At 70.8% G+C, this 15,081-nt stretch carries 9 protein-coding genes, 1 pseudogene and 1 riboswitch; of the genes and pseudogenes, 8 read left to right on the forward strand and 2 right to left on the reverse strand.

Annotated elements, in window-relative coordinates:
* The first annotated feature begins 86 nt into the window (after positions 1-86).
* From AB5J49_RS41435 to AB5J49_RS41460, 6 genes are all read left to right on the forward strand, one after another.
* A complete protein-coding gene (locus tag AB5J49_RS41435; RefSeq protein ID WP_369174029.1) occupies positions 87-2,156 on the forward strand; it encodes an alpha-galactosidase in 2,070 nt (689 codons plus the stop codon).
* A gap of 299 nt (positions 2,157-2,455) precedes the next feature.
* Positions 2,456-2,621, forward strand: a riboswitch (cyclic di-AMP (ydaO/yuaA leader).
* Positions 2,622-2,625: 4 nt separating this feature from the next.
* The gene (locus tag AB5J49_RS41440) at positions 2,626-3,564 is read left to right on the forward strand and encodes a LysM peptidoglycan-binding domain-containing M23 family metallopeptidase (RefSeq protein WP_369174030.1); all 939 of its coding nucleotides are present in this window, start codon (positions 2,626-2,628) and stop codon (positions 3,562-3,564) included.
* Between the two features lie 216 nt (positions 3,565-3,780).
* Positions 3,781-4,842, forward strand: coding sequence for a GDSL-type esterase/lipase family protein (locus AB5J49_RS41445; RefSeq protein ID WP_369174031.1), 1,062 nt, complete (start codon positions 3,781-3,783; stop codon positions 4,840-4,842).
* Positions 4,842-6,746 (forward strand): hypothetical protein, encoded by a 1,905-nt coding sequence (locus AB5J49_RS41450; RefSeq protein WP_369174032.1) that lies wholly within the window; start codon positions 4,842-4,844, stop codon positions 6,744-6,746. The genes AB5J49_RS41445 and AB5J49_RS41450 overlap by 1 nt, the downstream gene beginning before the upstream one ends.
* Positions 6,730-7,446, forward strand: coding sequence for a DUF6250 domain-containing protein (locus AB5J49_RS41455; protein ID WP_369174033.1), 717 nt, complete (start codon positions 6,730-6,732; stop codon positions 7,444-7,446). The genes AB5J49_RS41450 and AB5J49_RS41455 overlap by 17 nt, the downstream gene beginning before the upstream one ends.
* Positions 7,447-7,591: 145 nt before the next feature.
* Entirely contained in the window at positions 7,592-8,377 is a 786-nt protein-coding gene (locus AB5J49_RS41460) for an SGNH/GDSL hydrolase family protein (RefSeq protein WP_369175437.1), read from the forward strand.
* Between the two features lie 97 nt (positions 8,378-8,474).
* Here AB5J49_RS41460 and AB5J49_RS41465 read toward each other — a convergent pair whose 3' ends face one another.
* Both AB5J49_RS41465 and AB5J49_RS41470 read right to left on the reverse strand, forming a co-directional pair.
* Positions 8,475-9,095: a TetR family transcriptional regulator C-terminal domain-containing protein gene (locus AB5J49_RS41465; protein WP_369174034.1), complete on the reverse strand. Its 621-nt coding sequence runs from the start codon at positions 9,093-9,095 to the stop codon at positions 8,475-8,477.
* Positions 9,096-9,163: 68 nt separating this feature from the next.
* Positions 9,164-10,342 (reverse strand): Glu/Leu/Phe/Val dehydrogenase dimerization domain-containing protein, encoded by a 1,179-nt coding sequence (locus AB5J49_RS41470; protein ID WP_369174035.1) that lies wholly within the window; start codon positions 10,340-10,342, stop codon positions 9,164-9,166.
* A 177-nt stretch (positions 10,343-10,519) separates the two neighbouring features.
* Here AB5J49_RS41470 and AB5J49_RS41475 point away from each other — a divergent pair, with 177 nt between their 5' ends.
* Together AB5J49_RS41475 and AB5J49_RS41480 are read left to right on the forward strand one after the other, a co-directional pair.
* Positions 10,520-11,695 carry an MBL fold metallo-hydrolase gene (locus tag AB5J49_RS41475; protein ID WP_369174036.1) on the forward strand — a complete coding sequence of 392 codons (1,176 nt, stop codon included), beginning with the start codon at positions 10,520-10,522 and terminating at the stop codon, positions 11,693-11,695.
* A 909-nt stretch (positions 11,696-12,604) separates the two neighbouring features.
* Positions 12,605-14,455, forward strand: a pseudogene (locus tag AB5J49_RS41480) (ATP-binding protein); the annotation flags it as partial.
* Between the last annotated feature and the right edge of the window lie 626 nt (positions 14,456-15,081).

Consider the following 15,081-nt stretch of genomic DNA (forward strand, 5'->3'; position numbering starts at 1 on the left):
AGTTGTCCACAGGCGTTGCCTCGGAGACGCGTGGCCCCTGATGATGTTGGTACTTGATCGCACCTGTTCGTATCTGTGAGGGCTTGATGCTGGAGATCTCCGACAACGGTCGTACGTGGCTCCTGACCGGGCCGACCAGCAGTTACGCCATCCATCTGACCGACGGCGGCGAACTCCTGCACCTGCACTGGGGGCCGCGGATCGCCCTCGCCGACGCCGAGGCCCTCGCCGTACGTCCACTGCCGGAGTACTGGCCCTTCGAGTCCCCGCTCGACGGGCGCGAGGAGTACCCGGTCGAGGGCGGCCCCCGCTTCGTACGGCCCGCCCTGTCCGTGCGCACCGAGGAGCGGCGCGGCACCGAGTGGGGTTTCGAGCGGTACGAGACCGACGGCGACGAGCTGCGGTTGCGCTTTTGTGACGACGGACTGGACGTCACCCTGCACTACCGGATGCGCGGGGACGTCGTGGAGCGCTGGATGACCCTGGACAACCAGGGGCCCGTCGTGGAGCTGCTGCGCGCCGACTCGGCCGCCTGGACGCTCCCCGACCGGGAGGACTGGCGGCTGTCCCAGCTGCACGGCCGCTGGGGCGCCGAGTCCCGGCTCGCGCGGTCCCCTCTCACCTACGGTGAGAAGGTCATCGGCAGCCGGCGCGGGCACACCGGCCACCAGCACCTGCCGTGGGTCGCGCTCGACACGGACGCCACCGAGGAGCGGGGCGAGGTCTACGGCTGCGCCCTCGGCTGGTCCGGGTCCTGGCGCATCGCCGTGGCCCAACTCCCGGACGGGCGCGTGCAGATCACCGGCGGGGCCGGTTACGACGACTCGGGCCTGCTGCGGCTGGCGGCGGGGGAGTCCTTCACCACGCCCGTCTTCGCCGGGCTGTGGAGCGACGGCGGCTTCGGTGGGGCGAGCCGGGCCTGGCACGCGTACCAGCGCGCGTACGTGATCCCAAACGCCGACCGGGACCGTCCGGTGCTGTTCAATTCCTGGGAGGCGACGGAGTTCGACATCTCCGAGGAGCAGCAGAGCGTGCTCGCGCGACGGGCCGCGGCCATCGGCGTCGAGCTGTTCGTGGTCGACGACGGCTGGTTCGGGACGCGCACCAGCGACCGCGCCGGGCTCGGCGACTGGACGCCCAACCCCGACCGCTTCGCCTCGGGCCTCAAGCCCCTCGCCGAGTACGTGCACGCGCTCGGTATGCAGTTCGGCATCTGGGTCGAACCGGAAATGGTCAATCCGGACAGCGAGCTGTACCGCGCCCACCCGGACTGGGTGCAGCACCAAACAGGACGAAAGCGGACGGAATTTCGCAATCAGCTCGTACTGAACCTCGCGCGCGACGACGTGCAGGAGTACCTCTGGGAGCAGCTCGACGGGCTCCTCTCCAGCGCCCCGATCGACTATGTGAAGTGGGACTTCAACCGCTGCTTCACCGACGCCGGCTGGCCCGGTGAGCCGTATCCGCAGCGCCTGTGGGTCGATCACGTGCGCGCCCTGTACCGCCTGCTGGACCGGCTGCGGGCCGCTCACCCGGGCGTCGCCTTCGAGTCCTGCTCGGGCGGCGGCGGACGGATCGACCTCGGCGTGCTGAGCCGCACGGACCAGGTGTGGACCTCGGACAACACCGACCCCCTCGACCGGCTCGCCATCCAGCACGGCTTCAGCCAGATCCACCCGGCCAGGGTCATGGCCGCCTGGGTCACCGACAGCCCGAACGCCATGCTCAACCACCGTGCCAGCTCGCTGCGCTTCCGGTTCGTGAGCGCCATGGCGGGAGTGCTCGGTGTCGGTGGCGATCTCACCCAGTGGAGCGAGGACGAGCTCGCCGAGGCCGGGAAGTGGGTGACGCTCTACAAGGAGATCCGCCCCGTGGTGCAGCGCGGAGACCTCTATCGGCTGCGTCCTCCGCGCGGCGGGCTGAGCGCGGTGCAGTACGTGCTCGGGGACGAGACGGTCGTCCTCGCCTGGCTCCAGGCCCAGAGCTACGGCGAGCCCGTCCCGGCGCTGCGGCTGCGCGCCCTCGACCCGACAGCATCGTACGAATGCCTCGAAACGGGTGAAATTCACAGAGGTGCCGTACTGGAACATCACGGACTGCGCACCGGTTTGCGTGGCGACCTTGATGCGACGGTTATCCGGCTGCGTCGCATCTAGGGGTTCTGTCCGAATTGGCGCCTTCATTCCAACTCGCTCTGACGTAAAGCAAGCTGGAGCGGTGTCACGTGAGGAGCGTCATATTCGTGACCGTGCGTCGTCCGTCATGTCCACGTAATTCACGTGCCTTTCAAGGGGTTTTGGGTCGGACGACGCACCGATAATCCACGGAGGGTGACCGTTAATTCCCACAAGGGATCAACAGGAACGCATTCGGACGGAACCTCTCACTTGTTCCCTTGCGTCTTCCTCGCTTACGTTCGCCACCAATCCGGACGGACGCCTAATCCTGCCGCCGACCGGATCCCGCGCTAACTCACCCGTGTACGGCAGGAGCGGGGGACCCACAGGTACAACCGCCTGTTCCGGTCTCCGGAACGGCTTGGGGTCAAGTCGCGTCCCGACGTGACCGGGCATCTCCAGCCCGCACCCGACAGCTCACCTCGCAGGCGCCGGAGAGGAATTCGCCATGCCCGCGAAGGGTAAGCACCGCCGTCCGAAGTCTCAGCGCTTCACCCGCTCCATCGCCGTCGCCGGAACCGGTGGCGCCGCTCTCGCCCTCCCGCTCATCGGGGCCACGGGTGCCCACGCCGCTCCCTCGCAGTCCGTTTCGGAAAAGGCCGTTCAGTCCCTTCCGGCCGCCGAGAAGAAGGCGGTCGAGAAGAAGGCCGCCGAGAAGAAGACGAGTGTGCGGACCTATTCGGTGAGGGGTGGCGATTACCTCTCGAAGATCGCCGACGAGCAGGACGTCAGCGGTGGCTGGAAGAAGCTCTACGCCGACAACCGTGAGGCCGTCGGCGAGGACCCGTCGCTGATCCACCCCGGTCTGAAGCTCACGATCGGCAAGAAGGCCACGGCGAGCGCCCCCAAGTCCTCGTCGCCTTCCTCCTCTTCGGCGCCCTCCAAGGACTCGTCCGCCGAGAAGTCCTCCGCGGAGTCCTCCGACTCGAACAAGACGACCACGGCCGCCCAGAGTGCGGAGACCACCAGCACCGCCAGTGGCTTCTCCGCCCCCGTGGCCGGTGCCGCCGTCAGTACCGCCTACAAGGTGGCGGGCAGCATGTGGTCCAGCGGCTACCACACCGGCGTGGACTTCGTGACCCCGACCGGCACCGCACTGAAGGCCGTGGGAGCGGGCACGGTCGTCTCCGCGGGCTGGGGCGGCGCCTACGGCAACCAGGTCGTCATCCAGCTCGCCGACGGCTACTACGCCCAGTACGCCCACCTGTCGTCGCTCTCCGTCTCGGCCGGCCAGACCGTGACCGCGGGCCAGCAGATCGGCCTCTCCGGCGCGACCGGCAACGTGACCGGCCCGCACCTCCACTTCGAGATCCGCACCACGCCGGACTACGGCTCGGACGTGGACCCGGTCGCCTACCTCCGCTCGAAGGGCATCCCGGTCGGCTGACGGCCGCCTTCCTCAGAACCACCTGCCTGACACGCAACCGAAGGCCGGACCCCGATCCCCGGGTCCGGCCTTCGGTGTGTCCGGCTCTGCTCGTTCATGATCGCTCCATTGCGGTCTTGTGGCAGAGATGTCCAAGGTGTCGACAGTGAGGGGAGGGTGAGGACACAGTGATCTCCGTTATGGCGCAAGCGCTTTCTGTTGCTCATGGAGGTTCCCGTGTCCGGCGTCGACAGACGTACGTCCCTGGCCGCGGCGGTGGCTGTGGGGTTACTCCTCGGTGCCCAGCCGCCCGTTTTCGCGTCCGGTGGGCCGAACGTCGTACGGCCTGACGACCGGCGTCTGGCCTACGAGGGGCACTGGGGCCGGACCGCCGAGGCGGCGACCACCGTCAACTCGGGTTCCCGGCTGAGCTTCCGCTTCACCGGCGGCAGTGTCCACGCTCTCTTCGACGTCGCCTCGATCACTGTGCCCGCGCAGATCTACGTGTCCGTGGACGGCGGGCCGAAGCGACTGCGCGCGGTCGACCGGAGCGATCTGGAGATCACGGCGGGCGGCCGCGGCGCCCACTCGGTCGAGATCTCCGTCAAGGACGTCTACTCCCGGGCCAACCGCTGGACCCCGCCGCTCGAGACGGGTGTCGTCCTGACCGGACTGCGGCTCGATGACGGCGGACGTCTGCTCCGTCAACCCGCCCAAAGCGCTCGGAAGCTGGCCTTCTACGGCGACTCCATCACACAGGGCGTCATGGCTCTGTGCGAGCTGAACACCTCCGACTGCGCCGACGGTACGGCGGCCTACCCCACGCTCGTCGCCGACGCCCTGCACGGCTCGCTCACCCAGGTCGGCTTCGGCCGCCAGGGCGTGATCCAGACCGGCAACGGGGGAGTGCCGGCCGCGCCGGACGCGTACGGCTGGAACCACGCGGGCTCCCGGGCCGATTCCGACCGCCGGGCCGACGTGATCGTGGTGAACCAGGGCACCAACGACGCGACCTACGGCGCGGACGCATTCCGGGCCGCCTACCGCGCCTACCTCGACGAGCTGCGGGCGGCCGCGCCGCACGCCCGCATCCTCGCGCTGCGCCCGTTCAACGGCGCACACGCCGACGACATCGCGGCCGTGATCGGTGAACTCGCCGACCCCCGCACCGACTTCGTCGACACGACCGACTGGCTCTCCCCGGCGGACGGGGACTTCAACGGCACCGTCCACCCCAGCGCCCAAGGCCATCGCAAGGTGGCCGACCGACTGATCGCCCTTCTTGCAAAGGAGCGCTAGTGCACCTCGACCGACGCCGAAGAATCGGCGCCGTCGCCGCCGCGACCCTGCTGGCCGGTCTGTTCTCCGTGCCCGCCGGCCACTCCGCCGAGAAGCCGCACCGGATCGTGGAGAACCTGGACCGCGGCCTGGTCGCCGTCCCCTCCGGTGAAGGAACCTTCCTCAGCTGGCGACTCCTGGGTACCGAGTACGCGCGGTACGGCGACGCCATCGCCTTCAACGTGTACGAGGACGGGCGGCGACTGAACCGCGCCCCGGTGACCAGGTCGACGACATACCAGGACAACACCCCCGGCGCGGGCACGGGCACGTACGCAGTGCGCGCGATCGTGGGCGGACGTGAGCAGCGGCCGAGCCCGGCAGCTCTCGACTTCGCCCAGGGCTACGCCGAGATCCCGCTCGCCGCCGCCGACGGCTACACCGTGCAGCACGCCTGGCCCGGCGACCTCGACGGCGACGGACGCTACGAGCTGGTCGTCAGCCGCCTCGCGCAGACCCGCGACCGGCCCGATCTGCTGGAGGCGTACACCCTCACCGGCGAGCGGCTCTGGCGCGTGGACCTCGGCCCCGGCTCGTACACGCAGGTGGGCGGCAACGGCGCCAACGACCCCGCGCCCGCCGCGATCAGCGGTTCGACGGCGATCGGCGGCTACCGCAACGACGACAACGTCACGGTGCACGACCTCGACGGCGACGGCAGGGCCGAGGTGCTGGTGCACACCGCCGACGGAACCACCTTCGCCGACGGTGCGAAGGTCACCGCCGCCTCGCCCGCGAACCAGTTCGTCTCCGTGATCGACGGCGCGACCGGCACCGAGCGCACCCGGCAGCCCGTACCCGACGACTTCGTCACCGACGGCCCGTCCGGCGGCCACTTCGGCATCGCCCACCTCGACGGCGCACACCCCAGCCTCGTCACGAAGCTGGTCACACGCGTCGGCGCCCGGCGCGGCGCCTTCCGCATCCTCTTCCAGACCTGGGACTTCAACGGCACCGACCTGACCCGCCGTTGGAAGTACGTCGTGCCCGCCGACAGCGGCGCGACCAGCTTCCACCAGATCCGCACGGTCGACGTCGACCAGGACGGCACGGACGAGATCGCCGACGGCAACTACGTCGTCAACAGCGACGGCACCCTCCGTTACGTCGTCGACGGCGCCGGACACGGGGACCGCTTCCACATCGCCGACCTCGACCCCGACCGCCCCGGCCTGGAGGGCTTCGCGATCCAGCAGGCGGAGCTGGGAGTCGTACCGAAGTTCCCCTGGTACTACTACGACGCCGACACGGGCGAGCGCCTGGTGACCGGTCGGCACCCCGCCGACTGGGAGAACGACACCGACATCGACGTCGGCCGCGGCAGCACCGGCGACATCGACCCGCACCACCCCGGCTACGAGTACTGGACCTCCACCGCCGACGTCACCGCACCGGGCGCGGGCGTCTACAACGTCCGGGACGGCAAGGTCTCCACGACCACGCCCAGCGTCAACTTCCGTATCTGGTGGGACGGCGACAAGGCGTCGGAGCTCCTCGACCACACCCACGTCGAGAAGTGGGACCCGGCGACCGAGACCAGCGCGAAGATCTTCGAGCCGGCGGGAGTCGTGTCGGGCCCCCGCAACGCGACCCCGTTCTACGGCGACCTCCTCGGCGACTGGCGCGAGGAGATCCTCGCCGAGACCGCCGACCACACCGCACTGCGCCTCTACACCACCACCGAGCCCACGAGGACGCGCCTGTACACCCTCGCCCAGAACCCCGAGTACCGCCTCGGCTGGACCGTGCGGGGCTACCTGCAGTCGACGTACACGGACTACTACCTCGGCACCGAGACCCGTCGCGTGCCGAAGCCCACGATCACTCTCCCGGAAGGGGCCGTTTCCCATGACGACCACGCGTAGAGCATTCGGAGCCCTGGCCGCCGGTGCCGCTCTGGCAGCCCTCGCCCCGGCGGGGACGGCGAGCGCCACGCCCCGTCACCGCCGTCTCATCGCCCACGACGACTTCCGGCACGGCCTGGGGCAATGGGCGGTGGAACTGGAGAAGGGCGGCACCGTCACCGCCTCCCGCGGGATCCTGGAGGTCGACGTACCCGCCGGGGCGACGGTCTGGTTCAAGAAGCGGCTCGAAGGGCCGTACGTCATCGAGTACACGGCCACGCCCATATCGGCAGGCGGTGCCAACGACCGCGTCTCCGACCTGAACAACTTCTGGAACGCGACCGACGTCCGATCCCCGGACGACCTCTTCGCCACCCCGCGCGGCGGGGCACTGGCGGAGTACGACTACCTCAAGACGTACTACGTCGGCTACGGCGCCAACACGAACACCACGACGCGGCTGCGCCGGTACGTCGGCCAGGCCGGGGTCCGCCCGCTGCTCTACGACTACACGGAGCCGCTGCTCGTGGCGAACGAGCCCCACCGGGTCCGGATAGTCTCCGCAGGCTCGACCGTACGGTGGTGGAACAACGGGCGGCTCATCTTCGACCACACCGACCCGGAGCCGTACACCAGTGGGCACTTCGCCTTCCGCACCACCTGGAGCCACTTCCGGATCAGCGACTTCCGGGTGTGGCGGCTGAGCCCACAACGCCCCTGATCAGATCCTTATTCCAGGTTTGGCCAACGCTTTACAAGTGGCTTATCTCACCGACCGTCAAGCCCTCCTTACGGTCGCGTAGGTCACATTCGAAGGTGAATCATGTGCCGATGTGGCAGACGATTCGAAGAGTGACAGCAGATCAGTGATCGGGTCGTACGTTGCGGTGGGGGACAGCTTCACCGAGGGCGTCGGCGACCCCGGCCCCGACGGGGCGTTCGTCGGCTGGGCCGACCGGTTCGCGGTACTGCTCGCGGACCGGCGGCCCGAGGGCGCCTTCAAGTACACGAACCTCGCCGTGCGCGGCAAACTGCTCGACCAGATCGTCGAGGACCAGCTTCCGAAGGCCGTCGAACTGGCCCCGGACCTGGTCTCGTTCTGTGCGGGCGGCAACGACATCATCCGACCCGGAACCGACCCCGACGAGGTGGCCGAGCGCTTCGAGCGGGCGATCATCCGGCTCACCTCCGCCGTAGGCACCGTCATGGTGACGACCGGCTTCGACACGCGTGGCGTGCCCGTGCTGAAGCACCTGCGCGGCAAGATCGCCACGTACAACGGTCATGTGCGGGCCATCGCCGACCGGTACGGCTGTCCGGTGCTCGACCTGTGGTCCCTGAAGACCGTTCAGGACCGCAGGGCCTGGGACGGCGACCGGCTCCACCTGTCTCCCGACGGGCACACGCGCGTGGCGCTGCGCGCGGGCCAGGTCCTCGGCCTGGAGGTGCCGGCCGACCCGGACCAGCCCTGGCCGCCGCTCCCGCCCCGCGGCACACTCGAGATCCGCCGGGACGACGTCCACTGGGCGCGCGAGTACCTGGTGCCGTGGATCGGACGGCGCCTGCGCGGCGAGTCGTCGGGGGACCATGTGACGGCCAAGGGCGCGCTGTCCCCGGACGACATCAAGATGCGGATCGAATCGGTGGCTTGAGGCGGCGCCTCGGCGGTGTGGGCCGGGCCCTGTTCAGGGGCGCGGCCCACACGGCTGTCGTGGCCGTGCTGAGCCGATCGCCCGGCGATCGACGACCTCAGCGCGCCGACGCCGTCAACGCCTCCCGCTCCAGCCCCAGTTCCCGGGCGAGCGCCTCGTCCACCCACTCCTGGGCACGCGCGCGTGACACCGCGCCACGGTACGACGTCAGCTGCACGGCGAGCCCGTCCAGGAGGGCCGTCAGACGCAGTGCCGTGGCGGTGGGGTCCGGGCAGCGGAACTCCTCCGCGGCCACGCCCTGCGCGATGACCTCGGCGATGGACGCCTTCCACTCCCGGTCCAGGTCTCGTGTGACCTCCTGCAGCGCGGGCTCGCGCAGCGCCGCCGCCCAGCCCTCGATCCACAGTCGCCAGCCCTTGGCCTGGCCGGTCGGCGCGTACCAGCGCACGGCCGCCCGCAGCCGTCGCAGCGCCGTCGTACGGCGGCCCAGGAGCCTGCGCAGACGGGCCAGGTCGCCCGCCGCCGCGTGCGCGAACGCGGCGGCGACCAGCTTCTCCTTCGTGGCGAAGTGATAGAGCACCAGCGCGTTGCTCACCCCGAGCGCCGAGGCCACGTCGGCGATCCTGACCGCCGACACGCCCCGCGCCTCTATCTGCTCCACGGCGGCCCGCAGCAACTCCTCACGCCGCTCCGCCACGCTCAACCGCACTCTCGCCACTCGGTCACCCTAAAGCCTCGTCACGAGCCGTTCCTGTGGCCGCGGTCCAGTGGCTCTTCCGTCCGCCGTCACCGGTGCAGGCCGAAGCGCTCCGCGATCACCGGCAGCCGGTCGGCCGCGATGGCGTGCGCGGCGGCCCGGGGTGTCGTCCCGTCGGCCTCGGCACGGGCCAGGGTGCGGTCGGTCAGGGCACGCAGCGAGCGTTGCGTGTGGGCGAACGCCTCGTCCGCGTCCGGGCCGATGTCGCCGAACAGCGTCCACCACCACCAGGCGTTCGTGGCCGAGTTGACCACGACGTCCGGCAGCACGGTGACGCCCCGCGCGGCCAGCAGCTCCTCCGCCTCGGGCCGTACGGGCATGTTGGCCGCCTCGGCGATCCAGCGGGCGGTGATCCGCCCCTGGTTCGCGGCGTCGATCACGTACGAGACGGCCGCCGGCACCAGGACCTCCGCCTCGGCCGACAGCCAGGCGTCGCCCGGCAGTTCACGGTCGCCGGGGCGCAGCGCGGCGCGGTCGACCGTGCCGTACGCGTCCCGTGCCGCCAGCAGGGTCTCGATGTCGAGGCCCGCCGGGTTGGCGATCGTGCCCTTGATGTCGGCGACGGCCACGACCGTGAGCCCCGCGCGCGTGAGGAAGCGCGCCGTTGCCCCGCCCATGGTTCCGAGCCCCTGTACGGCGACGCGCGCCCTCCAGTACGGCACCCCTGACCGGTCCAGCGCCGTGAGCACCGACTCGGCGACCCCGCAGCCGCCGACCAGCTCGTCGAGCCCGATGCCGTCCACCTCGACCGCGAACGCGTCCGCGAGCCGCCGACGGGCGCCTGCCTCGTCGTCGAGCAGCGGATACACGGCCTGGACGGACGAGACGAGCCCCACCTCGGCGGCCGCCCGGTCCACCACGTCCTGGGTCAGACCGAGGTCCTCGCCCGTGGTCCAGAAAGTCTCGATGTACGGCCGCATGGTCCGCAGGTAGCGCACCAGGAGCCCGTACGCCTCAGGATCGCGGGGATCGCAGTCGATGCCGCCCTTGGCGCCGCCCAGGGGGACGTACCGCGCCTCGGGGTCGTAGTGCAGGGCTTCCTTCATGCTCATGCCGCGGGCGAGCCCGGTGACCTCCTCCAGCGTGCAGCCCGGCCGCATCCGCAGCCCGCCGCTGGACACGCCGCGCACCAGCCGGTCGACGACCAGGAAGCCCTGGCGGCCGGTGACGTGGTCGGTCCAGGTGAGCGACAGCAGGGGGGTGGTCATGGGGTCTCCGGGGGAGAGGGCGAGGCGGCCGCGTGCCGCGCGCGGCTACTGAACGATGAGTCAGTATCGAAGTGAGGGCGCGGACATGTCAATGTTCGGAATGGATCAGGGGGCGTACGGGGTTGTCGGAGGGGCTGACCATAATGGACTTTCTCACCGACTCCACCTGGAGGTACCGTGGCCGGTTTCCGTTTCCCGAGCTCCGGGCTCCGTGCCCTGCGGCCCGAGGCCTTCGGCGTGGACCCGAGCGGTGAGCGCATGGCGCGCATCCGCAGATCCCCGCACTTCAGGGACGGGGTGTTCCAGAACCCCGGAGGGGCCGCCCGGACCAGACCCTCGGGCTCGATGACAGAGTTCGCGAAGGTCTTCTTCGACAAGGACACCCGGCCCCGCCGTGCCCCGAAGGGCACCGTACCGGTGCACCCCACCACCTACGCCGACCTGGCGAAGCCGCCCGTCGGCGGGCTCCGCCTGACCTGGATGGGACACTCGAGCGTCCTTGCGGAGATCGACGGCCACCGGGTGCTCTTCGACCCCGTGTGGGGCGAGCGCTGCTCCCCCTTCCCCTTCGCCGGACCCAAGCGGCTGCATCCGGTGCCGCTGCCGCTCGCCGCGCTCGGGCCGGTCGACGTCGTCGTCATCTCGCACGACCACTACGACCACCTCGACCTGCCCACGATCAAGGCACTGGCCGGCACGGACACGCTCTTCGCCGTACCGCTCGGCGTGGGCGCCCACCTCGAACACTGGGGCGTGTCCGCCGACCGGCTGCGCGAGCTGGACTGGCACGAGACGACGAAGGTCGGCGGACTCACCCTGACCGCCACCCCGGCTCGCCACTTCTGCGGTCGCGGACTGCGCAACACGCAGCACACGCTCTGGGCGTCCTGGGTCGTCGCCTCGGACGAACACCGGATCTACCACAGTGGTGACACCGGCTACTTCGACGGCTTCAAGGACATCGGCGCCGACCACGGCCCGTTCGACGCCACGATGATCCAGCTCGGCGCCTACTCGGACTTCTGGCCCGACATCCACATGACGCCGGACGAGGGCGTCCGGGCCCACCTCGACCTGCAGGGCGGCGATCCGTCCGTGGGCGTCATGCTGCCGATCCACTGGGGCACCTTCAACCTGGCGACGCACCCCTGGGCGGAGCCGGGGGAGTGGACGATGCGGGCCACGCACAAGGCCGGGGTCACCATGGCGGCTCCGCTCTGCGGCGAGCCCTTCGAACCGGCCTCGGTGCCGTCCGTGACGCCGTGGTGGCGTGAGGCGGCCGAGGCACCCGCCGGGGGCTGGCCGGCATGGCCGACGGTCGCGCCGGGACCGGACACCGTGGTGGTCGCCTAGGACACGGCCCGGCCCTCGCGGGTGGGTGCTGACCCGTCCTGACGCTGTGGCCGTGGGACGTTCGGCCGGACCGGGACGGTGCGGCGGCCCGGGCGTGTGCGCGAAGGGACGCGCGCGTGCGTGTGGGAAGAGGCGTGCGCGTGTGTGGGAAGAGGCGTGCGTAGGGCAAGAGATGTGTGCCCGGGAAGAGATGAGCGCCTGCGGAGAGACGCGCGCCTGCGGACAGGTGCGCCTCCGTGGACAGGTGCGCCTCCGTGGAGAGGTGCGCCTCTGTGGAGACGTGCGAGTGGGCGGTTCCGCGCGGGAGTGATGCCCGCACCTGTCAGGCGGGGTGACGGGGTTGTGGCCGGCGCCTGATCGCCGTCCTGGCGGAAAGCGAAACGGCGCGCGCGGTCGTCAGCTCCGCGCCCCTGTGGGGCGGTTCGCGCGGGGCGCGTGGGGGTGAGCCGGGGCGCCCCACGGGACCAGGTGCGCCGATACGGCGGGTGACGTTCTGGGGGTCGGAGGGTCGGGCGCGCAGGGTGCTGAATCGTCCCGGCCGGGGACGTCGGGGGTGAGAGAACGGCGGGTCGGTGAGGGGTGGGGCGTAGGAAGTGCCCCACCCCTCGACTTTTCTTCGTGACCACTTCTGACCAGGTCTGATCGCTCGATTGCTCCTTGTGGGCGAACGGTGAAGCGGGTTATCGGTCTGTCGTACGAGACCTCATACCAGAGCGGGACGCTGCCTGCCGGACTTTGGCAACTGCCCACCGCACATGGTGCGGAGGCGACTACTGTCAGTGTCCGTCGGGCGACACGGAGCCGAATTCATCGGCTCTGTCGACCGACATCGCGATGGCGCATGCCCCGGGCCGCGCAGACCCGCGCGCACTCCCAGGCCCCGACCGACGGACCAGTACGAGGACCCCGATGTCTCAACTCCGCGCCCCGGCCGCACGCGCAGACCGTCGTGAGGGCGGGCGGCACGGGCGCCCGGCCGCCCGCACCGCACCCGCGCTGCCCGAGACCCATATACGGCCCCAACTGCTGCGTCTGGCCGTGCTGCCGCCCACCGCGGTGGCGCTCAGCGCCTGCGCTGCCGTGCTGTTCGTCGTGCGCACCACCGGAGCCCGGCCGAGCCTCACCCTGTGGGGCGTGCTCGCCGGTGCGTTCTCGGTGACCCTCGCGGGCATCCTGATCGCCGCGGTGGCCGCCAACCGCACCGCCAAGTCCGTGAGCGAGCGCATCGGCGCCCTGCGGCGCAGCAGTGCGCGCGGCGAGGCCGATCTGCGGGCCCTCGTCGACGCGCTGCGGCGCGGCGACGGGCCGCCGAACCGCAAGACGCGCAGCGGTCCGCCCGAGGACGCCGACGACTTCGAACTGCTCGCAGCCGACCTGGCCCGCGCCCACGACGGGGCCGTCACCGCCGTCGTCCAGGCCTCCCAGCTCTCCAGCCAGGCGGGCAGTGAACAGAAACTCGAGGTCTTCGTCAACCTCGCCCGGCGTCTTCAGTCGCTCGTGCACCGGGAGATCTCGATCCTCGACGAGCTGGAGAACGAGATCGAGGACCCCGACCTGCTCAAGGGCCTCTTCCACGTCGACCACCTCGCCACCCGCATCCGCCGCCACGCCGAGAACCTCGCCGTGCTCGGCGGCGCCGTCTCCCGCCGGCAGTGGAGCAACCCGGTCTCCATGACCGAGGTGCTGCGCTCGGCCATCGCAGAGGTCGAGCAGTACTCCAGGGTCAAGCTCGTACCGCCGATCGACGGCACCCTGCGCGGGCACGCCGTCGCCGACGTCATCCACCTGCTGGCCGAACTCGTCGAGAACGCCACGGTGTTCTCCGCCCCGCACACCCAAGTGCTGCTCCGGGCCAACCTCGTGACCTCCGGGCTCGCCGTCGAGGTCGAAGACCGCGGCCTCGGCATGCCCGTCGGCGAGCAGAACCGTATGAACGCCCTGCTCGCCGACCCTGACCAGGTCAACGTCGCCAGCCTGCTGGCGGACGGGCGCATCGGGCTGTTCGTCGTGTCGCAGCTCGCCAAGCGGCACGGCATCCATGTGCGCCTGCAGACCAATATCTACGGCGGTGTCCAGGCCGTTCTCGTGGTGCCGCAGGGGTTGTTGGGGACGGAACCGGGGGCCCGTGGAGGTGCGACGCGGGCGCAGGAGCAGGCGCCTCCGTCGGCCCCGGCGCAAGGGGCGGCGGGAACGACCGTACCGCTGCACTCCGAGGCACAGGCCCGTCCGCAGCAGGCGGCGGTGCCGGTGGCGCCCCAGCAGCAACAGTGGCAGCCTGCCTCGCCCGCCTCGGCTGCGTCGGCCGTGTCGGAGGGGAAGCAGCGGGCTGAGCAGCATGGCGGGCTGCGGGGGGCCACCGAGACGGCGCCGGGAACGCCGGGTCGGCAGGAGCCGCAGGCCGGTGGAAGGGGTGCGGCACCCAGGGCGAACGGCGGGGGACCGGCACCGTTGCCCGTGCGCGGCGCCCCCGTGGGGCGTGCCAACCCCGCGGAGGCCGTGCCCGGCATCAGGCCCGACGCACGTCGGCGCCTCGAGGAAAACACCGTCACACCGCCGACTCCGCGCAACAGCGCAGTACGCGGCACCATGGGCAAGCCCCAACTGCCCCGTCGCCGGGCTCAGGAACACATCGCCCCCCAACTCCGCGAAGCCCCTGCCCCGCGCCAGGAATCCGACCACCTCGCCGGGCACGACCCTGGGCTGATGGCGGCCTTCCAGCGGGGGGTCGGGCTTGCTGAGACGCAGCAGCACCTGGAGGCGGCGCACCTGGATGCGGCGCACATGGAGACCGGGCACGTCGGGTCCGGGCATGTGGACGTCGGTCATGCGGAGGTCGGGCACGTAGATGCCGGGCACATGGAGACCGGGCACATGGAGACCGGGCGGATGGACGCCGGGCACGTGGGGGCCGGACACATGGATGCCGAGCACATGGGCGGCGGGAACATGTCCGACGCGTCCGTGGAGTTGGGGCGCGGGGAATCCGAGCGCGGGGAACCGGGGAGCAGCGGCGGGCACATGGACGCCCGGCATATGGGCGCAGCCCACATGGACGCCCCGCACACGGCGTCAGGCCGCATGGTGTCGGGCCACACGACGTCTGGCCACGTGGTGGCGGGGCACATGTTCTCGGGCCACACGGTAGTCGGCTCGGGGCACATGGACGCGAGCTACGTGGACTCGGCACACATGTTCCCCGCGCAGCCGACCGCATCCGCATCCGCATCTGCGTCCGCATACACGCGCGCACCGCACACGACCTTTGACACGGGGTCGCCCGACCCGCAGCCGACACGCCTGAACCCCACGCCGACCGAGCTCATCCGCCTGGAGACCGTGCATCCGGCGTCGATCCGTCTGGAGCCGACGAGCCTCGACACGGAGCG

This window comes from Streptomyces sp. R28, assembly GCF_041052385.1.
In the GTDB taxonomy this organism is placed as follows: domain Bacteria; phylum Actinomycetota; class Actinomycetes; order Streptomycetales; family Streptomycetaceae; genus Streptomyces.